20 protein-coding genes and 1 pseudogene are annotated in these 22,326 nt (G+C 42.0%); 10 read left to right on the top strand and 11 right to left on the bottom strand.

Translation table 11 applies throughout. The features are described from left to right. Nucleotides 1-115: 115 nt before the first annotated feature. The 5 genes from ABR397_RS09420 to ABR397_RS09400 all read left to right on the top strand — a co-directional run bounded on the left by ABR397_RS09420 (nt 116) and on the right by ABR397_RS09400 (nt 3,590). On the top strand, nt 116-337 hold the full coding sequence (locus tag ABR397_RS09420; protein WP_350305516.1) for a hypothetical protein: 222 nt from the start codon (nt 116-118) through the stop codon (nt 335-337). Beyond that, nucleotides 330-1,160 (top strand): hypothetical protein, encoded by an 831-nt coding sequence (locus ABR397_RS09415; RefSeq protein WP_350305515.1) that lies wholly within the window; start codon nt 330-332, stop codon nt 1,158-1,160. Before ABR397_RS09420 ends, ABR397_RS09415 begins: the two co-directional genes overlap by 8 nt. Nucleotides 1,161-1,255: 95 nt before the next feature. Continuing rightward, complete coding sequence (locus tag ABR397_RS09410; protein ID WP_350305514.1) at nt 1,256-1,930, top strand: HAD family hydrolase; 675 nt, start codon at nt 1,256-1,258, stop codon at nt 1,928-1,930. Nucleotides 1,931-2,004: 74 nt separating this feature from the next. Continuing rightward, entirely contained in the window at nt 2,005-2,415 is a 411-nt protein-coding gene (locus ABR397_RS09405) for a carboxymuconolactone decarboxylase family protein (RefSeq protein WP_350305513.1), read from the top strand. Continuing rightward, a complete protein-coding gene (locus tag ABR397_RS09400) occupies nt 2,412-3,590 on the top strand; it encodes an acetyl-CoA C-acetyltransferase (protein WP_350305512.1) in 1,179 nt (392 codons plus the stop codon). Before ABR397_RS09405 ends, ABR397_RS09400 begins: the two co-directional genes overlap by 4 nt. A gap of 85 nt (nt 3,591-3,675) precedes the next feature. Here the strand turns inward: ABR397_RS09400 and ABR397_RS09395 are convergent, their stop codons facing one another. From ABR397_RS09395 to ABR397_RS09385, 3 genes are all read right to left on the bottom strand, one after another. Further along, entirely contained in the window at nt 3,676-3,885 is a 210-nt protein-coding gene (locus ABR397_RS09395) for a hypothetical protein (protein ID WP_350305511.1), read from the bottom strand. 389 nt (nt 3,886-4,274) lie between these two features. After that, the gene (locus ABR397_RS09390; RefSeq protein ID WP_350305510.1) at nt 4,275-5,198 is read right to left on the bottom strand and encodes a DMT family transporter; all 924 of its coding nucleotides are present in this window, start codon (nt 5,196-5,198) and stop codon (nt 4,275-4,277) included. Nucleotides 5,199-5,208: 10 nt separating this feature from the next. Further along, entirely contained in the window at nt 5,209-5,934 is a 726-nt protein-coding gene (locus ABR397_RS09385; RefSeq protein WP_350305509.1) for an SDR family oxidoreductase, read from the bottom strand. A 279-nt stretch (nt 5,935-6,213) separates the two neighbouring features. On the opposite strand from ABR397_RS09385, the gene ABR397_RS09380 reads away from it, so the two are divergent. Beyond that, nucleotides 6,214-7,179, top strand: coding sequence for a LysR family transcriptional regulator (locus tag ABR397_RS09380; protein ID WP_350305508.1), 966 nt, complete (start codon nt 6,214-6,216; stop codon nt 7,177-7,179). A gap of 214 nt (nt 7,180-7,393) precedes the next feature. Here ABR397_RS09380 and ABR397_RS09375 read toward each other — a convergent pair whose 3' ends face one another. Continuing rightward, on the bottom strand, nt 7,394-8,308 hold the full coding sequence (locus ABR397_RS09375) for a LysR family transcriptional regulator (protein WP_350305507.1): 915 nt from the start codon (nt 8,306-8,308) through the stop codon (nt 7,394-7,396). A 378-nt stretch (nt 8,309-8,686) separates the two neighbouring features. On the opposite strand from ABR397_RS09375, the pseudogene ABR397_RS09370 reads away from it, so the two are divergent. Then, a pseudogene (locus tag ABR397_RS09370) lies at nt 8,687-8,823 on the top strand (ISAs1 family transposase); the annotation flags it as partial. 1,062 nt (nt 8,824-9,885) lie between these two features. Beyond that, nucleotides 9,886-10,497 (top strand): LysE family translocator, encoded by a 612-nt coding sequence (locus ABR397_RS09365; protein ID WP_350305506.1) that lies wholly within the window; start codon nt 9,886-9,888, stop codon nt 10,495-10,497. A 205-nt stretch (nt 10,498-10,702) separates the two neighbouring features. Here ABR397_RS09365 and ybaL read toward each other — a convergent pair whose 3' ends face one another. Both ybaL and ABR397_RS09355 read right to left on the bottom strand, forming a co-directional pair. After that, the gene (gene ybaL / locus ABR397_RS09360; protein ID WP_350305505.1) at nt 10,703-12,409 is read right to left on the bottom strand and encodes a YbaL family putative K(+) efflux transporter; all 1,707 of its coding nucleotides are present in this window, start codon (nt 12,407-12,409) and stop codon (nt 10,703-10,705) included. 241 nt (nt 12,410-12,650) lie between these two features. Continuing rightward, nucleotides 12,651-13,868, bottom strand: coding sequence for an MFS transporter (locus ABR397_RS09355; RefSeq protein ID WP_350305504.1), 1,218 nt, complete (start codon nt 13,866-13,868; stop codon nt 12,651-12,653). Nucleotides 13,869-14,123: 255 nt separating this feature from the next. Here ABR397_RS09355 and ushA point away from each other — a divergent pair, with 255 nt between their 5' ends. Continuing rightward, complete coding sequence (ushA, locus tag ABR397_RS09350) at nt 14,124-15,782, top strand: bifunctional UDP-sugar hydrolase/5'-nucleotidase UshA (protein ID WP_350305503.1); 1,659 nt, start codon at nt 14,124-14,126, stop codon at nt 15,780-15,782. A gap of 61 nt (nt 15,783-15,843) precedes the next feature. Here the strand turns inward: ushA and ybaK are convergent, their stop codons facing one another. The 3 genes from ybaK to copA all read right to left on the bottom strand — a co-directional run bounded on the left by ybaK (nt 15,844) and on the right by copA (nt 20,393). After that, nucleotides 15,844-16,320 carry a Cys-tRNA(Pro)/Cys-tRNA(Cys) deacylase YbaK gene (ybaK, locus tag ABR397_RS09345; protein ID WP_350305502.1) on the bottom strand — a complete coding sequence of 159 codons (477 nt, stop codon included), beginning with the start codon at nt 16,318-16,320 and terminating at the stop codon, nt 15,844-15,846. Between the two features lie 181 nt (nt 16,321-16,501). Beyond that, the gene (locus ABR397_RS09340) at nt 16,502-17,317 is read right to left on the bottom strand and encodes a TraB/GumN family protein (protein ID WP_350305501.1); all 816 of its coding nucleotides are present in this window, start codon (nt 17,315-17,317) and stop codon (nt 16,502-16,504) included. A 340-nt stretch (nt 17,318-17,657) separates the two neighbouring features. Further along, complete coding sequence (gene copA, locus ABR397_RS09335; protein ID WP_350305500.1) at nt 17,658-20,393, bottom strand: copper-exporting P-type ATPase CopA; 2,736 nt, start codon at nt 20,391-20,393, stop codon at nt 17,658-17,660. A gap of 141 nt (nt 20,394-20,534) precedes the next feature. Here copA and cueR point away from each other — a divergent pair, with 141 nt between their 5' ends. After that, nucleotides 20,535-20,936 carry a Cu(I)-responsive transcriptional regulator gene (gene cueR / locus ABR397_RS09330; protein ID WP_350305499.1) on the top strand — a complete coding sequence of 134 codons (402 nt, stop codon included), beginning with the start codon at nt 20,535-20,537 and terminating at the stop codon, nt 20,934-20,936. On the opposite strand, the gene ABR397_RS09325 is transcribed toward cueR, so the two are convergent. Further along, entirely contained in the window at nt 20,930-21,385 is a 456-nt protein-coding gene (locus ABR397_RS09325) for an NfeD family protein (protein ID WP_350305498.1), read from the bottom strand. The two genes, cueR and ABR397_RS09325, sit on opposite strands and share 7 nt — an antisense overlap. Before the next feature lie 2 nt (nt 21,386-21,387). Then, nucleotides 21,388-22,308: an SPFH domain-containing protein gene (locus ABR397_RS09320; RefSeq protein ID WP_021323827.1), complete on the bottom strand. Its 921-nt coding sequence runs from the start codon at nt 22,306-22,308 to the stop codon at nt 21,388-21,390. Nucleotides 22,309-22,326: the final 18 nt, after the last annotated feature.

The following is a 22,326-nucleotide window of genomic DNA, read 5'->3' as shown; positions in this document are numbered from 1 at the left end:
CTTCTAAATTAAACATGCCTGAGGATCTCCACGATTTTGTTTTCTTTGACAAAAACTTTGATCGTGCCTCAGGCACTTAGTTCCCTTCTTAAGCAAACCTCAGGTTAATTATGAATTGGTCGAAGAGGATATTAACGATCGCCGTTCCCGTTTTAAAGCTAATATTCATATCTCACAACATAAAACACTTTGTGCATCTATGGCTGTTTCTTTCACGGTTTATCCAGAAAAAATGATCAGTAAAAAAGAAGCAGAAATGGCTAACGAAATCACTAAGGCCATTTTGCAGACTCAGTACATAAGCACACAAGCTGTTGAGGAGAATGTGTATGCCTGAAAAATACGGCCAAACTTATAATCTGGCCGTTACTACGCAGGGGCCCCTTTATCCCCCTGCTGAGGTGGTGGATATTCACGGGAATTTTGTCGTGGTCGGTCAGATTCCCTCTGATGATGGTATTCGTTGGGGCTGTGCAATTGTGAATCAGAACAGTCCGTTGCCACCTTATGGACAGGTTGAACCATATCATATTGTTCAGAATCTTGATGCACAGTCAAAGGACCATCTGGCAAAAATAACCTTATATACATTGCCATTACCGCTACCGATGAATAACTATCCTATGATATTTGCTCCAGAGCAGCGACCAGAAGCAGCTCGAGATCAGCGACCAAGCAGGCCATTACATGAAGGATATATTGCTGATTTCCGAACTTCTGACGGACGACGTAAGCTGCAACCTATTACATTGCGGGATTGGATGAAGGCTAAGGGGACTCTGACGGTAACTCTGAGTAAAGACAAGCGCAGTGCACGCTTTGATTTTACCTTTAAGCATCTGGTACCACACAGTGTTTATACTGTTATGAGTCTGCGTGAACGAGATCTGGCTCCTGAGAAACCTAGTCGTCCAGGGCCGCTCGGAATACCTAACGTTTTTGTTACTGATGCTGAAGGGAACGCAGAATATTGGGCAGAATTACCTAATCCATTCCCCTCAGAGGGAAAGGAGCGTAACCGGATTATTAACATTGTCGTTCTTTTTATGAGTTGTCAGCAAAGTTTTGGCGGTGCGATAGGTTTATATGGTTTGGGGGGAGATATCCATGCTCATCTAAAATTACCTACTGCTTCTTTCAGTGAATTCACTACTTTTTAAATAATCACAACACCAAGACAAATAACTATAAGAATGTAATTAAACATATTTTTTAACTAAATCCTATCAAAATATTTATTAGGAGAGTAGGAGCTGTGAATCGAATAGCCGCTTTTTTCGATGTTGATGAAACTTTGATAAAAATGAAAAGTATGTTTCATTTTTATCAATTTTGGTGCCATTGTCGCCAACGTCAGCATGAATATAATGCATTTAATGAGCGGTTTATAACTGCTCTTTCTCAGGGAGCTAAAAGAGAAGAATTAAATCGTATGTATTATCGGCAACTCAGTGGGATTTATATAGATGAGTTGTATCAAGAGGGTGAGAATTGGTTTAATAAATTTTTTAAAAAGGATGAAATTTATATTTCTTCAGCAATAGATGCGTTTTATAAGCATCAGACTTATGGTCATTTAACAGTATTTATATCCGGCTCCATGTTGCCTTTATTAAAGCCATTGGGACGGCATTTGGGAGTGGATGTTATTCTTTGTACGCAATTATTGTTAAATAAAGAAGGAAAACTAACAGGAGAGATAGATGAACCACAAACCATAGGAGAAGGAAAGAAAACAGCATTAATTTCCTTTTCATACAGCCAACATATTGATCTGGAAAATAGCTTTGCTTATGGCGACGATTTTTCTGATGTATCGATGTTAGAGGCTACAGGAAATCCGGTTTGCGTTGGTGATAACACAAATCTGGCCGCATATGCTCGAAGGAATAATTGGGAAATTCTTACTGAAAGTGCCCATATTTATTGAAGAATATTATGAAAATTGAAAAGAATGATAATTATAAAAATCGCACAGAGTAACATATTAGTAAGGAAAATAAGATGAAAATGGGTGAAGAATTAACCGAACATGGTCGCTCTATTATGGAGTCATTAGAGCCAGGTTTGGCAGATCGAGTAACGAGAAGTTTAGCAGAACTGGATGCAGACTTACCATTTTTGATTACTGATTATGCTTTTGGTGCAGTTGTGGGACGTGAAGGTTTGGATCTTAAAACGCGTGAGATGCTCTCAGTAGCCTCTTTGATTACTTTAGGTAATGCTCAGCCTCAATTAGAACTGCATATGCGCGCTGCACTTAATGTAGGAGTCACAGAGAAAGAGTTATTGGAGATTGTAATCCAGATGGCAGTGTACGCTGGTGTTCCCGCCTGCATGAATGGGCTAACTGCGTTCCGTGCAGCTATAGCTCAAAAAAACGCACTGAAGAGTGAAACAAGAGGAAAATCATGAGAGACGTTGTTGTTGTTGCTGCTAAACGTACGGCAACGGGCAGTTTTCAGGGCTCGCTAGCTGATCAACCAGCAACTTTTCTTGGCAGTACGGTCATCCGTGCCTTGCTAGTAGAAAGCGGTGTTGCTGCACGAGATATTGAACAGGTCATTATGGGGCAAGTGCTGACGGCTGGTTGTGGACAAAATCCAGCGCGGCAAGCTGCATTGCGAGCGGGGTTGCCAGTTACTGTCCAAGCTATGACAATTAATAAGGTCTGTGGTTCAGGCCTGAAGGCTGTTCATTTGGGCATGCAAGCGATCCAGAGTGGTGAGGCGGAGATAGTTATTGCTGGTGGGCAGGAGAACATGTCTCTGGCTCCTCACATTCTACCCATGTCTCGACAAGGGATTCGTCTCGGCCACAGTGAACTGAAAGATAGTTTGGTACATGATGGCCTTTGGGATGCTTTTCATCATTTTCACATGGGAGTAACAGCAGAAAATGTTGCAAAGCAATTTAATATAACACGTGCTCAGCAAGATGAATACGCGCTTCTATCACATCACCGGGCTGTTTATGCTCAACAGTCGGGGTATTTCAATGACGAGATTGTTGCTGTTGAGATAGCAGGAAGAAAGGGAGAAACTCTTCGTTTCGTACAAGATGAGGGGCCACGGGAGACTAGTATAGAAAAATTATCTTCTTTGAAGCCTGTCTTTCAGAAAGAAGGGACAGTTACAGCTGGTAATGCATCTTCCCTGAATGATGGCGCTGCGGCAGTGCTATTATGTAGCCGCGAGAAAGCAGAAAGTCTAAATTTACAGCCATTGGCTACTTTGAGCGGCTTTGCCAATACAGGTATTGAGCCCGAGCTTATGGGAGTGGCTCCCATTGAAGCGATACATCAGTGTATATTAAAACAGCAGTGGAAGCCTGATGATGTTGATGTACTTGAGTCAAACGAGGCATTTGCTGCACAGGCTTTGGCTGTGCTTTCTTCGTGTGGTATTCCATCTGAGCGTGTCAATCCTTATGGTGGTGCTATTGCTTTAGGTCATGCCATCGGTGCTTCTGGATGTCGCATTCTTGTGACGTTAATCCATAACTTGAGACGGAACCGTTTGCAGAATGGTATCGCTGCGCTGTGTATTGGCGGTGGTGAAGGAGTGGCTTTGGCGGTCACTTGTTCATAATGAGTAATGAGCAAGGTACTTAAAATAAATCTCTTCTTTCACCATGCTTTTCGTGGGAACCCCCTTTCTTTCAGGTCATAGGTATCTACACATTGTCGAACTGATCCAACACACTTGCAGCTAGCCGGGTCAGTTCCTCATCCATCAGCAGGATAACTATCGGCCTGACTCGGAGCAGTGAATCTGACTGTATTTTTAGCCTTTTTCCGGTTTCTTCATCGATACGCTTCGGTTTGGCCGCTCGCGTTATCGTTATTTGGGCTTCACTCACCGCCAGACTCGCTTTCCCAGCCAATCACATGAATCAATGTCTTGTCCAGTTACAGAGATCTGGCTGATACTGGTCGTCAACGCATCTAAATGCGTTTCCTGGGGAATTTGTGTAGATACTTATGCTTTAGGAAAGGGAGGATATCAAGTAAAGCTAGAATTTCAGGGATAACTTTTATTGATTCAACTAAATCTCGGTTTGGCATAACTTGAGTATTCTCTGTCATTATCAGGTAATCAGGGAGATAACGATTCATCAAACCGTGTTTGAAAAGCAACGGCTACTAATTAAATTTCAGCAAATTACCATTCCAATTACAGCAGTTACCCATCAGATTTTGAGAAAACGGGGGACAGTATATTTCCATTTTCCCAAGCCCCCCTATAAAACAAACAACTAATTATTGTAGATTATTATTTCGCCGGTAATCCCTTAGATATAAACCACGAAGCAACCATTCCCTGCCCTAAAAGTACCCCTGCAATGGTGATAATTATTCCAATAATTTGCGCTAAACTTGGAATATCCCCCATTGCTACTTGTATACCAAGAGCAAAAATTGGAACGAAATTGAAAAATATCGCTGTTTTTCCTGGTCCTCTAGTAGCAATGCCTATATTCCAAAAAAGATAGGCAAAAACGGAACCGGCGATCCCCATATAGACACTCGCCAGATGACTCTCAAGTTTTCCTGAGAATAATGAAGGAACCGGTGATTCAACGAAAATGGCAATAATAGCCAATATCACAGTACCAAAAAGCATCGTCCAACTAGTTGTTTCGAGAGGAGTAGCGCCTGTAACAAACGTGCGGGTTCCCACCGTATAAATTGCCCAACCGAGGCTACCCGCTAAAATGATTAAGTCGCCAGATGCAGTATGAATTGCTTCGCCAGAAAACAATTGACCATTGGTGATAACTAACGCTACACCAAATAGACTAATCGTCATCCCGTACACGCGGATAAGATCTGGAAAACGGCGATTCATTATGGCTTCCAGAATATTGGCAGAAATTGGGGTTGTCGCCATTATTAATGCAGCAGTGACAGGGCTGGAGCTTTGTAGGCCAACGAACAAAGCCCCATTGAAGCCGGCAACGCCAATCGTTCCAAGACTAATGAATGCAAGAAGGTTTTGCTTCAGTACCTTACCGTGAATACCGCCTTTAAGGACCATAAAGATAAAAATAGCTGAGACAGCGAAGACAAAACGTTCAACAGATGCAGTCCATGGAGGTAAGCTGCTGAGAGCGAGTTTTGTTGCCTGAAAATTGGATCCCCAAAAGAAGGTTGCAAATAGAGTCAGAATGACGGCTAGCTGTGGTGTGACCCGCATAACAATGACCTTATTTTTCCAATTGATACCATAATGGAGCATCAAGGCGCATATATGATACATGCGCAGTCGAATTTGTACTGAGAACAAAGCATACCGCTTCTGAAACATCTTTTGGTGTAAGCATTCTTCTCAATTTTTCATCAGGGAAAACACCCGCATTACCTAAATTGCGACGAAAGTTGGTATCGACTTTGTCCACTTGCAACGACGTCACGCGTATATTTCTGGGAAGACCCCACGCGCGTAATCCACCTGTATAGCCCTCTACTGCAAACTTTGATGCTGAATATGAGAGTAGATTCGGATTGTAGTCTACTCCCCATACGGAAGATATATTCACAATATCAGAGCGCTCTTTTCCTTGTAAGTACGGTAAAGCGGCTTGGGTTATTTGAAACATACCTTTTACGTTAATATCAAATGTGTCTTCCCACTCTTCGGGTGACGCGGTAAGTGGATCGCCCCCGTAGCAAATACCTGCCACATTAATCAGTGTGTCTATTGAACCAAATGTCTCCACTGCGGTTTGAATAGCTTGGGTGCAGCTATTGACATCCCGTATGTCGAGCTGAAGGGGGACTAAACGAGCTGAATCGCTGTTACTATCGTGAGTATTAATTGATGTGATGTCTCCAGCAGCTACAGAATGACCTGCTTGCAGGAGATCCTGAACCAATGAAGATCCAATACCTCCACCAGCACCTGTAATAAATATTTTTCTTTTTTTCATCATAATGGCCTCTCATATCATATTAAATAAGTAGACTTAGTCAGGATGGGGATTGGATGTGTGGTGGTTAACTCATTTCCAATTAACTCATCAATGCTGGTCTCAGAGTAAGCAACAAGTACTTTTGACTGCCATTATTTATTGAACGACAATGACAGTCTAAGAATGAACGATTCGACATTCAATATATACAGAGATGACTGTTGATATATTGAATATCAAAAAAACGTCATGCATTAAACTCGTTTACTTTTATCAAGATAATTGTGGCATATATCAAATATGAAAGATGTAGATAATATTGGAATTCAACTTTCCAAAAATGGAAGCAGCATTGAGCAGTCTCTTGTTTGGGATGATATACGTGTATTCTTGGCAGTGGCTCGAACTGGTACCATAAGTAGGGCTGCGGATCTTCTTAAGATAGGAGTTGCAACTGTATCCAGAAGAATTGAACGACTTGAAGCAACTTTTGGGATGCCATTGTTTCTCCGCCATCAAGCTGGTTATCGACTAACAGAAGACGGAACTGAACTTCTGGGAAAAGCGAAAAGTATGGAGATGGTAGCAAATACATTGTTGCTTGAGGCGGATACACGCATGGAAATTTCGGGAAAAGTTCGAATTGCTACTACGGAGACCCTCGCAAACAGTTTAATAATTCCTAGCTTGCCAAGCCTACAGAAAAATTATCCGGATCTAACGTTGGAGATCATGACAGATATTCATACTGTCAATTTACATCGTCGCGACGCTGACTTGGCACTTCGCATAATTAGGCCAGAGAAAGGGCATGTAACTATTCGTCAATTAGGAATCTTGGGATTTGGTCTCTATGGCAGTGAAGATTACCTGGCAACTCATTCATCAGGGGCGCTTAGAGGAGAATATGAAAACGATAACTTTGTTGGGTGGACAGATGATCAATCTCAACTCTTTACATTCAAATGGGTTGAACAAATACTCAAAGGTCGTCCACTTTCTGTAGCCACAACTTCCCTTTCTGCTCAAATTTCTGCTGTAAAAGCAGGCTTGGGATTGGCAGTACTTCCACATTTTGTAGCCAACGCGGCGGGTCTCATATGTGTTTCAAGTAATTTGGGCATAGATCAACCTTTATGGCTGGTAATTCAAGCAGATTTAGCGCATTCCCTCAGGATAAGAAAAGTTGCAGACTTTCTGGCAGATACAGTGTTTCTAAATAGGGAAAAACTTTTAGGGCAAGATGAGACCAAACCTTTCAAGTAATGTAAACTTCATTGACAAGAGTCAATTAGAACAATAGACAGGCTGCTCATTGCAATTTTATTCATAAAAAATTAATGACAGCCTGACTGACTGTGGTATGGTGCGAAATTAAAAATAACAGCGTAAGAAATACCTATACATAGAGGCTGTTTGTTTCCTTATATTAATATTGTTGTTTTATCAATGCACATATAACGAAACATTGCCCGGATCATTAATTTTTTGGAGAAATAGCGAGCAATCTTTGGGTTATATGCAACACATTATCACGATGTTCATTACTACGTATTACCAAATAGATATCAATGTTCAGGCGCTCATTGTCTGACTTATCTAACTTGCGATAACACAGGCCTTCGCGCATTGATACACACATTGACTGTGGCATCAGTGCCATTCCTTTCCCTTTGGCTATATTAGCCAGCATGATCAATGAGTCATCAGGTTTTGGTATTCGTTTCAAGGAAAATGGCAACTGTTGAAAATAGGTTTCGCATTTACCGTAGAAGCTAGAATTAGCTCCACGTGAAAACCAATATAAAGATAGATCAGCTACATCCCTTAATGAAACCCGCTCTTTGAGGCTTGAAGGATGGAAGGATGGAAGAGCTAGCATTAACGGTTCACGATAAAGCCAGTAAAAACTGAATTCCTGTAAATGGCTAAGAGGTTTTTCACCTACTAAAGCAATATCCAGCTTCCCACTTCCTAGCATTTGCAGTAATTGTTTTGAGGCCAACTGATGAGAGGATATTACATTTGTATCGTCTAATAACTTAAAAACAGGATAAACGGAAGGAATGAGGCTGGAATCTAACGCACGTGTGACTCCAATTTTTACCGTACAACTTTCTCTATTTGTTTCTCTAACCAAATGAGCCAATTGGTTTATAAGTTCTCTAGCTTTTTTTTCGAATTGAATGCCCACTTCAGTCAAATAGACTTGATGAGTATCTCGGGTAAATAAAGAACAATCGAGCATTTCTTCTAAGCATTGGATTTGCCGAGTCAATGGGGGTTGAGTCATGAGCATCCGTTCAGCAGCTCGACGAAAGTTTAATTCATGAGCAACAGCGAGGAAGCATTGTAATTGTTTAATTGTAGGAAGTTTTCCATTTAAATAATTCATTTTTATATTTCAACACCATTTTCAATATTTAATAAGATCGACGCGATTATAGTGAGCTGTATCAGCTTAATTTTATCTATGTACTATATTCAAGAGAGGTAATTCCCCCGCATCATTAATTAAAATGCATTAACTATTAAATTAATTCAATGGGTGAATTTACTTAACATGGCAATAGTCGTGGAACAATAAGCTTAGCCACTTGAAGACGCCGTAATATTGCCACTATGATGGGATATATTTTTGTTAATGTTTATGTTCTTAAATTCAATATAATTAGATATTTTATGCTAAATATTTGTGTTTAATTTTATAATTGTAATATATAACCACTAAAACGATCTGATTATCATCTTTCATAAAAAAGTGATTTTGGCGATGACTACTTTTAATTATATCAGTGAGGTACCTGACCCATGCCCTGATATCAATAAAAAACATGAATTAATGGATGTTGTTTTTTTGTCTCTGCGGCTGTTCTGAGTAGCGCTTCTGGTTGGAAATCTATGGGAGAGTGACAATTTGAATGGATTAAACAACACGCGGCTATCAATGTTGAACCGGAAAAAAGAGGAACATGTTATCAGACAATACTGAGTATTCTCTATTTAATATATTATATTTCAATTCCGTATAAATTAATGCGGTGCATTTAAATTTAGCAATGAAATCATTTGGTACAATTGTGAATAGTAGACAGGAATTATTTTATTAAAGATAATGGTTTTTTCTTTGAATTTATCGCCTTAATCTTACTACTTATTTCAGAGGAGATTGGCTAAAGGTAAATCTTAACTAAAATCACAAATTTTAAAATTTTTAGTGGCTGATCTTTCAATTATTGATTTCACTAATTAGAATCAAAATAATCGGATAGGAATGACTCCTTTGTGAGTCATATATTGAAATGATATTAGTTATATGTGGATTGGGGATAAGATATTTCTACGATATTCCATAATTCGACTCGTCATTTCATGTTTTATGCATGGTATCAATACATGGATTAGAATTTTTCTATTCTAGTTTCGATGGTGCAGCTTTATATATACCTAATAATTTATAAAGATTATTCAGCAAAATATTTATTTTCTTTGGTAGTCATTTGACTTTTCTGTCGATATTGGTACAGGTTTTTTGGTTTCGTTTGTTGTTTAATTGGAACTATTTCATTGAGATTATTAGCATTTGAACAAAAGATGAAGTTAATAGCTTCTAAGAAAAAATAAAGTATCTAATGACTATAATTTTATATGGTTAATTTTATGTAAAATAATTATATAATAGAATTCCTACTAAGAATTTTACATATAATTTAAATTGTGTTTTATTGTCTTTTGATATTATTGTGAGTTGTTGTAATTATATCTAAATTGACCATGCAGTTATTTTATATTTGTTTTTTTCAGGGTTGATAAATATCTTTTTGGTATTGGTTAATAGCTGAAAAGATAAAGTAATAGCATTTAATAACCATGATTTTATCTTGTTAATTTTTAAAAAAAGAAGTATATAATATAACTTGTGCTAAGGATTCTATATATACTTTAAATGATAAATTATTATCTAAGGGTATTATGAGTAGTTATTATGATTATGTGAAAATTGCTGGCATGTTGACAATGGTCTTAATGATGCCTGGGCCGACAAATACCCTTTTAGTATTGTCTGGGTATTCACATGGCTTTATTAGCACACTCAGGCTGGTATTAGCTGAGATGTTGGGTTATCTAACCGCAATTAGTCTATGGGGATTATTGTTATCCATAATTCCTCAGACTTTCATATGGTTGATATTAGTTTTAAAGCTTTGTGCTTCAGCATACATTGCTTATCTGGCTTTTAAAGTCTGGCATTTTTCATTAAGTAAAAATGGGGTAAAAGTCTGTTTCAATGTTGTATTATTTACCACTTTGCTTAATCCTAAAGCTTTTGTCTTTGCTACATATGTATTGCCTTTTACTGTGTTCACTCAGTGGGTAGATTATATTTTTTCCATGACGACTTTTGTTTGTGTATTGTTACCTGTCTCCCTGATTTGGACGGGAGTGGGAAAAATATTATATCGGGAAGGGCAGGAAGTTGGTCGTTTAAAACCTAATCTATTTTATCGTTTTGCTTCTTTAGTACTATCTGTTTTCTCATTCTCAATGTTTTACTCCTCAATCAAGGGCATTTTATATCTCTGATGTAATATTGAGATTTGATATTGTTTTCCTATTAGTTTTTCAAAAAAGAAAATTTGTTCAAAAAGATACAAGACTGTTGAATTCGCATTTGATTTTCTCTGCTTTAAAAATTGAGTGAAATGGGTCATGGGATATCTCATATGATAAAAGTCATGACCCAGCTCGGTTATAAATAGGAAATTATTCCATTATCAACGGCATTTCCTCAAAGCGATGGCGAAGAGGGCGATACAGAGAGAGGTTCAACCGGATAACCTTGTTCACCGTTTACCAGCACATTTGCCATTGTTTTGGCAATTTCGTATTCGCCAATAATGACATGGCTAGCCCCACGCTCTGTGATATAGGTAACTTCGTCATCATAGTCAGCACGGACAATAATATTAATATCCGGGCGGATTTCTCTTGCGCTGGCGACAATTTCACCTGCCTCATAACCATTAGGGATTGTCAGTAACAGGGAACAGGCACAGTCCAGGCGCGCCAGTGACATAATATCTTTGCTGGCGGCGTTACCCATGACGGCACTGATACCTTGTTCACCCAATTCCTCAAATTTGGCTCTGGTATTTTCAATAACAACCAGAGGGAACTCATTTTCCTGCAAGCGTTGGCATAGCAGGCTACCAGTGCGTCCGTAGCCGACAACAATAGTGTGACCGCAGATATTGACAGGAATTTGCGTCTCTTCTTCCAGCGTTTCTTCCAATAATTGTTCTTCGATTGTTTCTGTTTTTTCCAGATAACGATCTAGTAAGCTAAACAGAACCGGGTTTAGCATAATAGAAACAATCGCACCAGCCAGAACAAGGTTACGGGCATTCCCGTCAAGCAGGCCAAGTGCAACGCCAAGACCAGCCAGAATAAAGGCAAATTCACCGATTTGCGCCAGACTGACTGAAATCGTCAGCGCAGTACGGCGTGAATGACCAAACATCTTTACTAGCAACATTGCAGCGGCAGATTTACCGATAATGATAATTGCCAGTGTTGCCAATATTTCGAGCGGTTGCTGAATCAGTACCATCGGATCAAACAGCATACCAACGGATACGAAGAATAGAACAGCGAAAGCATCTCTGAGTGGCAGAGTATCCTGAGCAGCCCGGTGGCTGAGTTCTGACTCGTTCAGCACCATACCGGCGAAGAATGCACCCAGCGCGAATGAGGCATCGAATAGTGTAACGGCGCCGTAAGCGATACCCAGCGCGATAACCAGTACGGCAAGGGTAAATAATTCTCTGGAGCCGGTACTGGCAGTTTTTGCCAGTACCCACGGGATTAGGCGGCGGCCAACAACAATCATCAGCAGAATAAACGCGATAACTTTTCCGACGGTAATGGCAAGTTCCATAATTAACTGCCCGGCATTGGCTTCCTGATTACCAAGAATACCAGCCGCCGCAGGTAGTAATACCAGCGTCAGTACCATCGCCAGATCTTCAACAATCAGCCAGCCGATAGCTATCTGACCTCGCTGGCTATCGATCAGTTGGCGCTCTTCCAACGCTCGTAACAGAACGACGGTACTGGCAGTTGACAGGCAGAGACCAAAGACGATACCGCTAAATAATTCCCAACCCAGTATTGCTGATAGCCCTGCGCCAAGTAGTGTTGCGACCAATATTTGCGCAATAGCACCGGGGATAGCGATGGATTTTACTGCCAATAGATCTTTGAGTGAAAAATGCAGTCCGACACCAAACATTAATAAGATAACACCAAGTTCTGCCAGCTCCGGTGCCAGTGATGCGTCAGCGACAAAACCGGGGGTGAAAGGACCCGCGAGTACACCGGCGGTAAGATAACCAACCAGTGGTGAGATTTTCAGACGTTGTGCCAGCATACCAAGCAGATAAGCGAGGATGAACCCGCCAACGAGAGTGGTGATAAGTGGTGTCGAATGCTCCATTAAGACTCCTTCTTACTGAGGCTATTAAATAGAATAGTGAAGAGGTAGGTGTAACCATATTTTATAGGTAATTCGAGGTAAATTCGCTAAAAAAATGAATAAAACATAAAAAAATATGGATTGAAAGGATTAAATTACCCGTAACATCGATTTGTATTGATCTTTTTGAACATTTATTAGGTATATAAAGGTTATTCCCACATAAAAAGTAACTTTTATGTGGGGTTTTTTGGCGATTTTTCTAGTTCTTATCTTCTATATTAGGTAATAGTGCGGTAAATACTCCAAGTAATGGCAGAAAAGCACAGATCTGATAAATCAGTTCAATACTTGTTCTGTCCGCAATGTAACCTAGTACCGCGGCGCCGATACCTCCCATACCAAAAGCCAGCCCGAAAAACAGACCGGATACCATCCCGGTTTTACCCGGAATAAGCTCCTGGGCATATACCAGGATTGCAGAAAACGCGGATGCCAGAATTACACCAATAATCACTGACAATATACTTGTCCAGTACAGAGAAGCATAAGGCAGAATCAATGTAAAAGGTGCAACGCCAAGGATTGATATCCAGATAACGTATTTTCTGCCGATTTTATCACCAATAGGTCCGCCAATGATGGTCCCTGCCGCAACTGCGAATAAAAAGATGAACAGATGAAGCTGGGCGTTTTGTACGGAAATGCCAAACTTGTGCATTAAGTAAAAAGTATAATAGCTGCTGATACTGGTGAGATAAAAATATTTGGAAAATACTAAGATCAACAGAATGGTCAGAGAACTGATCACTGTTTTTCTTGATAAAACTTTAACAACAGGGGCGGTTTTGGCTTGATTTTTTTGGATATGATTTTGAGCCTTATACCATTTACTGACCTGCAACAGCACGACAATTCCTAGTAACGCAGCCAGAGAGAACCAGCCGACGTTGCCTTTTCCATAAGGTGCGATAAACGCAGCCGCCAGCAAAGGCCCGAGGGAGGTGCCAAAATTACCGCCGACTTGAAAAAGAGATTGAGCCAGCCCGTGGCGACCACCGGATGCCATGCGTGCTACGCGCGATGATTCAGGGTGGAATACCGAAGAGCCGGTGCCAACTAATGCAGACGCTAATAAGATTATGGGGAAGCTGTCAGCATAGGCTAGTAGTAGCAGACCTGATAAGGTAAAGCTCATCCCAATGGGTAATGAATAGGGCTGTGGATGTTTATCAGTATAAAGACCTATCAGCGGTTGTAATAAAGATGCAGCAATCTGATAGGTTAACGTGATCATGCCGATTTGCACGAAACTCAGGTTGAATTCTGATTGCAGTAAAGGATAAATCGCCAGAATCAACGATTGGATCATATCATTCAACAAGTGTGAAATACTGATCGCACCAAGAATAGTAAAAACGGTATGCTTGGTTTTTCTTGCATGGGGTGGAACTATGGTGGTGTTGCTCTGTTCACTCATATTAACTGCCAGCCTGTCTTATTTGGGAGTAAGTTCATTGGTTATTTGTTGCACTTATAATATATATTATGCTGATAGTTGATTTTTTACTATCCCAGATAATAGTTTGATGAGATGCTCGAAAAGATGAAATGAATCATGTTCTAATAATCGCGTAAGTGACCTATCCCATAGAATGATCAGTTAATCCCGCCTTGTTAGCTTATGAAGCTGTTTTTGCATGGCAATTCACTAAAAAAAACATGGAGATATACCATGACGTTCTCGTTTAAAACCTCAGCTTGTGCTTTGGTTGTTTCTATGACACTACTTCCAGCACTGGCAAATGCATGGGAAAAAGATAAAACCTATGACATTACTATCTTGCACACGAATGACCATCATGGTCATTTTTGGCATAACGACTACGGCGAATATGGTTTGGCCGCGCAAAAAACGGTAGTTGATGAAATTCGTCAGGAAATCGCTAAAAAAGGCGGTAGCGTATTACTGCTCTCTGGCGGAGATATTAATACCGGCGTACCAGAGTCCGATTTGCAAGATGCGGAGCCTGATTTTAAAGGTATGAACCTGGTGGGCTATGATGCAATGGCGTTGGGTAACCATGAGTTTGATAATCCTTTGCAAGTGTTGCGTCAACAGGAAAAATGGGCAAATTTTCCATTCCTTGCGGCTAATATTTACAAGACAAGTACCGGTAAACGTTTGTTCAAGCCTTATACCATTTTTGATAAACAAGGTGTGAAAATTGCGGTTATTGGACTGACGACTGATGATACGGCGAAAATCGGCAGCCCTGCTAATTTCCCAGATGTTGAATTTCGTGTTCCCGCTACAGAAGCCAAAATGGTAGTTGAGGAACTGAAAAGAAGTGAAAAACCAGATGTCATTATTGCGGCAACGCACATGGGACACTATGACAACGGTAATCATGGTTCCAACGCACCGGGTGATGTTGAAATGGCGCGCAGTTTGCCTGCGGGTTATCTGGATATGATTGTAGGTGGTCATTCTCAAGATCCGGTCTGTATGTCTGCGGAAAATAAAAATTACAAACAAATCGATTATGTACCAGGAACGCCATGTTCACCTGATCGCCAGAATGGCGTCTGGATCGTTCAGGCTCACGAGTGGGGCAAATATGTTGGTCGTGCTGATTTCCAGTTCCGTAATGGTGAATTAAAGCTGACTCACTATCAGTTGATCCCGATTAATCTCAAGAAGAAAGTGCAAAAGGAAGATGGTTCTGCTGAACGTGTTTATTACACTCATGAAATTGCTCAAAACCCGGAAATGATGAAGTTGCTGACGCCTTATCAGGATAAAGGTGATAAACAGCTTGGCATAAAAGTGGGTTTTGTTGAGGGTAAGTTGGAAGGAGATCGCAGCAAAGTTCGTTTTGTTCAGACTAATATGGCCCATGTTGTTCTTTCTGCCATGATGGAGCGTGCTGATGCTGATTTCGCGATTATGAGTGGTGGTGGTATTCGTGATTCAATTGAATCAGGCGACATCACTTATAAAGATGTGCTGAAAGTGCATCCATTTGCTAACACATTGGTTTACGTTGAGATGAAAGGCAGCGAAGTTGAACAATACCTGGCGACGATTGCGAATATGAAAGTTGACTCTGGCGCTTATGCTCAGTTCGTGAATGTCAGCTTGGTTGCTGATGGTAAACGTGTTAAAGAGGTAAAAATTGGTGGTAAACCATTGGAGCCAAATAAAATTTACCGCATGGCAATGCTTGATTTTAACGCTATTGGTGGGGATGGTTACCCACGTATTGATAATTACCCAACCTATGTCAACACCGGTTTTGTTGATGCAGAAGTTTTGAAAGGCTATATCGAGAAGCACTCACCACTGAAAGCGGCTGATTATGAGCCAAAAGGTGAAATTGTTTATCAATAATCCCTGACAACGTGATGAATTGAAAGGGCTGCCAAAATCTGACGGCCCTTTTTTACTGAGATTAACCTTTTGCTATATCGGTAAAAGTACCATTCAGCAAACGACACAGATCAGCAGGCGCCAGTTCAATATCTAATCCCCGTTTACCGCCAGAGATAAATATAGTCGGGAACTGTTGCGCCTGATTATCAATAACTGTTGGCAAGTGTTTTTTCTGTCCTAACGGGCTGATCCCACCGACCAGATAACCCGTGATTTTTTGGGCTATGTATGGATCAGCCATATCTGCTTTTTTGGCTTTAAAGGCTTTGGCGACCTTTTTCAAATCCAGTTGACCTGAAACAGGGGTGATGGCGACTACTAAATTTTTAGCATCACCATTAAGTGCGACCAGCAACGTTTTAAACACTTGTCTGGCATTCAATCCTAACTTCTTAGCCGCTTCAGCACCAAAGTTATGCTCATTGGTATCATGTTCATAGGTATGAAGAGTAAAGTTAACTTCTTGTTTTTCTAATAAAATGATCGCCGGTGTCATAATTTCATTACAGAGGATAATTTTGTAATCTAGGATAACGGATGAAATAGAATTGTGAAATTGATATTCTGGTTTCGGCTCTGTTGCCTGTATACAAATGGGTAATACTCCGAATAATAAGAATAACGAAAATAATAGGTTATTCCTCTTTTGACTGGCCAATAGAAATATTGGCCTTTTTTTAACTTTGCTCTTCCATCAACATCTGAGGCAAATTACCCTCACCATATAAGTGCAAAGCGCCGACAGCGATCAAGTACCGGCCGGCAGGTAATGCCCGTAGGCGCTGATTCCATTGCTTATTACGTTCAGTCATCAGCAGTTGATATATTTCTTCACTGAAAGTTGTTGGTAAAGCATGTTGCTGCTGCTTGGGCTGATAATCCATCCACCAACTTATCATCGTTTGTAAAGCACGAGCATTGGCGTACCAATGGGCTAATGTATCTTCCAGTAGTGGCAGGCCGTTATTCGGTATTTGATTGAGTAACTTAATCTGTGATTTAGCACCTTCCAGTTCGATAATTGTTTTCCCTCGTGCTTTGGCTGCATTCAGTAGCTGATAATCGATACCATAGTGAGGGTACAATCCAAGATTTTGCGCTTGTTCAGCCTGTAAAATTAAAGCGATTTGCCATGAGGGTAATAAATTGAGCCATTCTTCCTGTTGCCGGATTTCATGGCAGCAGCGCTGAAAATCTTGATACATTTCAGAAGATAGACGTTGTTCAATACGGGAATACGATTGAAACTCGTCATCATGAAATGGGAAATATGCCTGAGTAATATCTGCTTCCACGATTAATGTGTCGGCTTGATTAAGCTGTTCCATTAATATTTCTGAAAGCGGAAACATGTTTTCCGTACCCATATGAATACTGCCTACCAGATGCAGATGTCGGCTACCTGTTAGTGTAATATCACAAGCTGGATAAGGATAACGGCGGGATGAGTTCAGCCCCAGCATATTGGTAAGGTATTTAATCAGTCGTCCCATTTGAACTCCAGTTCAGCATTTATTTTTTAGGCTAACTATTTTCAGGTTAATATTACAGCTGTATCTTTATTCATTTCTATTGAATGTTTCTTTACTACTATCAGTATACAAGGATATTTTCCTTCATGGCGGCACTTACCTTTGCCAGCCCTTTAGTAATGACCATAATCTTTATCGATCTGAATGAGAACATTGACGGAGATGTGGTGATTTAATGCAGCGGCATGGATGGACATTGCTGTATGAGAATGTGTTGGGGTGGAAGTATAAGGCATGATCATGGATATGCATTTTTACGATCCACCCCAGTAGCATCAAGCGGACTCATTTCTCTGGTGATTCAGAATTTAGGCTTAAACCTCAGTAATCGGTTAGCGTTACTTACCACCGTAATTGAAGAAAGCGCCATAGCTGCACCTGCTACTACCGGATCTAACAATGTTCCGGTAAAGGGATAGAGCACGCCAGCGGCAATTGGAATCCCTAATGTGTTGTAAATAAATGCGCCCAACAGGTTCTGTTTCATATTGCGCAGAGTTCCTTTGGACAGTTCAACCGCATCAGCCACACCATGCAGACTGTGACGCATCAATGTTATTGCTGCGGTTTCAATGGCGATATCACTACCGCCGCCCATTGCTATCCCAACATCAGCTTGTGCCAGTGCGGGTGCATCGTTAATACCATCCCCCACCATAGCAACCTTGTGGCCTGTCGCCTGAAGCTTTTGAATAACTTCGGCCTTGCCATCTGGTAGTACACCTGCGATCACCTGATCAATACCCGCTTCTTTGGCAATTGCATTGGCAGTCACCGGGTTATCTCCGGTCAGCATCACCAAACGGTAGCCCTGATGGTGTAATCGTTTCAGTGCGCTAAGGGTGTCTTCACGCAATGGATCACGAATTGACAGCACTGCCGCCGCTTTGCCCCCTGTCGCCAGAATAACCGGCGTGATGCCTTTTTCTGCCTGTTGAGCAATCAGGGGATTTAATTCCTGTGTATCAATTTGGTTTTGTTCCAGCAATGCCTGATTGCCTAGCAATAGAGTTGTGCCATTCACTTCTCCACTGATACCCAATCCAGCCAAAGTGTGGAATTGTTCAACTTGCGGTAACTCCAGTCCTTCGGCTTTGGCAAGAATTGCTTTGGCTAATGGATGGTTAGAACCACTTTCCAGTGCGCCTGCCCAAATCAATACATTTTGTTCACTGTATCCATTGAAAGTATGGATATCAGTAATTTGTGGCATACCTTCAGTCAGCGTACCGGTCTTATCAAAAACAAGGGTGTCCAGTGTACTGGCTTGTTGCAGGGCATCGGCATCCCGTACCAGAACCCCGAATTCTGCGGCGCGGCCAACACCCGAGATAATCGACATAGGGGTCGCCAGCCCAAGAGCACAGGGACAAGCAATAATCATCACCGTGGTAATAATGACCAATGAATACATAATTTGTGGCGCCGGACCAACGAAATACCAGATGGCGCCTGCTATCATGGCAATCGCCACAACAACCGGAACAAACACGGAGGAAATTTTATCTGCTAACTGACCAATCTCGGGTTTACTGCTTTGTGCCTGACGTACCAGTTTGATAATTCGTGCTAATGTCGTCTGACTGCCGACTGCGGCGGCAGTAAACAGCACGGCGCCATCCTGCACAGTTGTACCCGCGTGAACGTTATCGCCTCTGGATTTCTGCTGTGGAATCGGCTCACCGGTCAGCATTGCCTCATCTAGCCAGACTTCACCCTGAATGATTTCACCATCAACCGGAACACGATCACCTGTCGTCAAACGCAATGTCATTCCTGGTTTAACATCGGCCAGAGGGATCTCTTTTTCACCATCTTCTGTTACCACTCGGGCGGTCGGTGGAGTTAGATCCAGCAGGCGCTCCAGTGCTTTTGAGGCGCGCTGGCGGGCACGTTGTTCCAGAGCATGTCCCAGGTTTATCAAACCGATAATCATGGCGCTGGCTTCGTAATAAAGATGACGGGCTTGTGGTGGAAAAATATCCGGCCACAGGTTGACGCTGATGGAGTAAAACCAGGCGGCGCCTGTTCCTAATGCCACCAGTGTGTCCATTGTGGCACTGCCATTTTTCAGGCTTTGCCACGCGTTGCGATAAAAATGACCGCCGGCGAAAATCATCACGGCAAGTGTGATAATCCCGATAGTCAGCCAGATGTTATGGTTTTCTGGGGTGAGCGCCATATTATCGCCCATCATGCCCCATACCATTACGGGAATACCGACGACTAAAGCTAATGCCGACTGCCAGCGGAAACGGCGCATATTGGCTTCAGAAACTTGTTGCTGGCGCTCACGACGCTCAGTTTCATCCTGGATCAGTTCTGCACCATACCCTGCCTTTTCCACTGCCTGAATCAGTGCGTCAGGTGATGCGCTACCGGTAATCAAAGCGCTGCGTTCAGCAAGGTTCACTCTGGCATTTTCCACGCCATCGACACTTTGCAATGCTTTTTGAACTTTGTTCACACAGCTGGCGCAAGTCATACCATCTAACAGCAACTGAATACTATCATCACTGTCACTGACCAGGAATACATCAGTTTTTTTGACCGGAATAGAAGAGGTTGCCGCTGCCAAAGGTTCCGGTCTGTTTGAAGCAGGTATTGTCAGCGGCTTAGATTTTGGGAAGTTTTGACCGGCAGCCAGTTTTGCGGAATAACCCGCCTGTTCAATGGCGGCAATCAACGTATCGGTATCGGCTTTACCGTAAACTTTAGCGGTTTCAGTATTCACATCTGCGGCGATAACGCCATCTACGGCTTCCAGCGCTTTACGTGCAGTACCTGCGCAATGCATACAACTCAGGCCAGAAAGTTCCAGTTCGACATCAGGCTGGCTGGCAATGGTGGCTTCGTAACCCGCGTCTTTAATCGTTTCGATTAATGATTCAGGAGAGGCTTTGCCAGTTACTTTGGCATAATCAACAGTAATATCTGTTTGCTCTACATCGGCACGATTTTCCAGTGCTTTTTTCACACGGCTAACACAGTGCATACAGGAGAGCCCCTGTAATGTTAAAATAGTGGTATGTGACATAAAAAACCTCCTAACACATAGTGATATAATTATTCTTCACATCGGTATGATAATTGATGATGATATCTACACAGTCCAAGTGAATTTCTGACTTGTTGCGAAGGTTAAACCTTCCCGCAAGGGTAAGGTCAAGGGGAAAAAATGAACATCAGTGAAATTGCCCAAAGAACCGGCCTGACCAGTAAAGCTATTCGGTTTTATGAAGAAAAGGATCTGATCACACCGCCGGAAAGGGGGGATAATGGCTATCGTTATTATCAGCAGAAACATATTGATGAATTAACGCTGTTGCGTCAGGCGAAACAGGTCGGTTTTACGCTTGAGGAGTGTCGTGAGTTTTTAGTGTTATTTCGAAATCCCAATCGTCACAGTGCCGATGTAAAAGCGGCGACGTTGCATAAAGTGGCAGAGATAGAAAAGACGATTAAAGAGTTACAGGAAATCAGAAGTAAATTGTTATCTTTGGCGGAAGAGTGCCCAGGAGATGACGGGGCGGCGTGCCCCATCATAGAGCATTTGTCTGGTTGCTGTTCTCATCACTGAGAATCGACGGGTTTTACTTTCAGTGTAATACCATTAACAGCAATGACTTCTACTTCGGTATTGGCGGATAGTTCTCTATCACAGTGAACTCGCCAGCTTCCATCTGCAAGCTTGATCCGGCTGTAACCATTTTCGGTATCCGCAGTCAGTTTAGCCTGGGTACCGATGAGCTGGTGGTCTTTCTGGTTCAGTGTATCGCTGCCTTTTGACGGGCGGCTACGTAACCAGTAGCGCCATAGCACCGCAGAGAGCAGCGTCAGCGTTGCAAACAGAATACCTTGCAATTCCCAGCCAATTCCTGGTAGTAACCAAGTGATAAATGCAACAACGAGAGCGGCTATACCGGTCCATAACAGATAGCCGCCGGTTCCCAGAAGCTCTGCGATTAATAGTAAACCGCCGAAAGAGAACCAAAGCCAGGTTGTTTGAGCCGCAAGTTGTGCAATCATGGTTATTTACCTTTTTTGCTTTCGCCAATCAGTTCAGCAATACCACCAATAGCGCCCATCAGATTACTGGCTTCCAGAGGCATCATAATCACTTTGCTGTTATCGGAGGCGCCAATGCTGGTCAGCGCATCGGTATATTTCTGAGCAACAAAGTAGTTAATGGCTTGCATATTACCGTCAGAAATCGCGTCAGAAACCATTTTGGTTGCACGGGCTTCCGCTTCAGCAGCACGCTCACGCGCTTCTGCCTGAAGGAATGCGGATTGACGTTCCCCTTCCGCTTTCAGAATCTGAGACTGTTTTTCCCCTTCGGCTTTTAGAATCGCCGCCTGACGGATACCTTCCGCTTCCAGAATATCAGCACGTTTGGTACGTTCTGCTTTCATCTGGGCGTTCATGGCAGAAATCAGTTCCTTCGGTGGGCGCACATCACGGATTTCAATACGGGTAATTTTCACGCCCCACGGGTTAGTGGCTTCATCAACAATATGCAATAGACGGCTATTGATGGAATCACGCTGTGACAGCATTTCGTCCAGCTCCATTGAACCCAGAACGGTACGAAAGTTCGTCATAGTCAGGTTGATGATGGACAGCTCAAGGTTGCTGACTTCATAGGCGGCCCGAACGGGATCGACAACCTGAATAAAGCAGACTGCATCAATAGTCACATTGGCGTTGTCGCGGGAAATCACTTCTTGTGAAGGAATATCCAGCACTTGCTCCATCATGTTAATTTTACGACCAATGCGATCGATAAAAGGGATAATAATATGCAGGCCCGGTAATAAAGTCCGGGTATAACGGCCGAAGCGTTCTACTGTCCATTGATAACCCTGTGGCACTGTTTTTACGCAAGTAAATACAATAACTACAGCGATAAATATCAGAATAGGGACGGCGCCAAAAGCAAATAAGTCCATAGCAATTCCTTAATTAAA

This window comes from Photorhabdus viridis, assembly GCF_040256935.1.
GTDB lineage: Bacteria > Pseudomonadota > Gammaproteobacteria > Enterobacterales > Enterobacteriaceae > Photorhabdus > Photorhabdus viridis.
The sequence above is the reverse complement of the archived record's forward strand: the minus strand, read 5'-3'. Positions and strand labels throughout refer to the sequence as shown.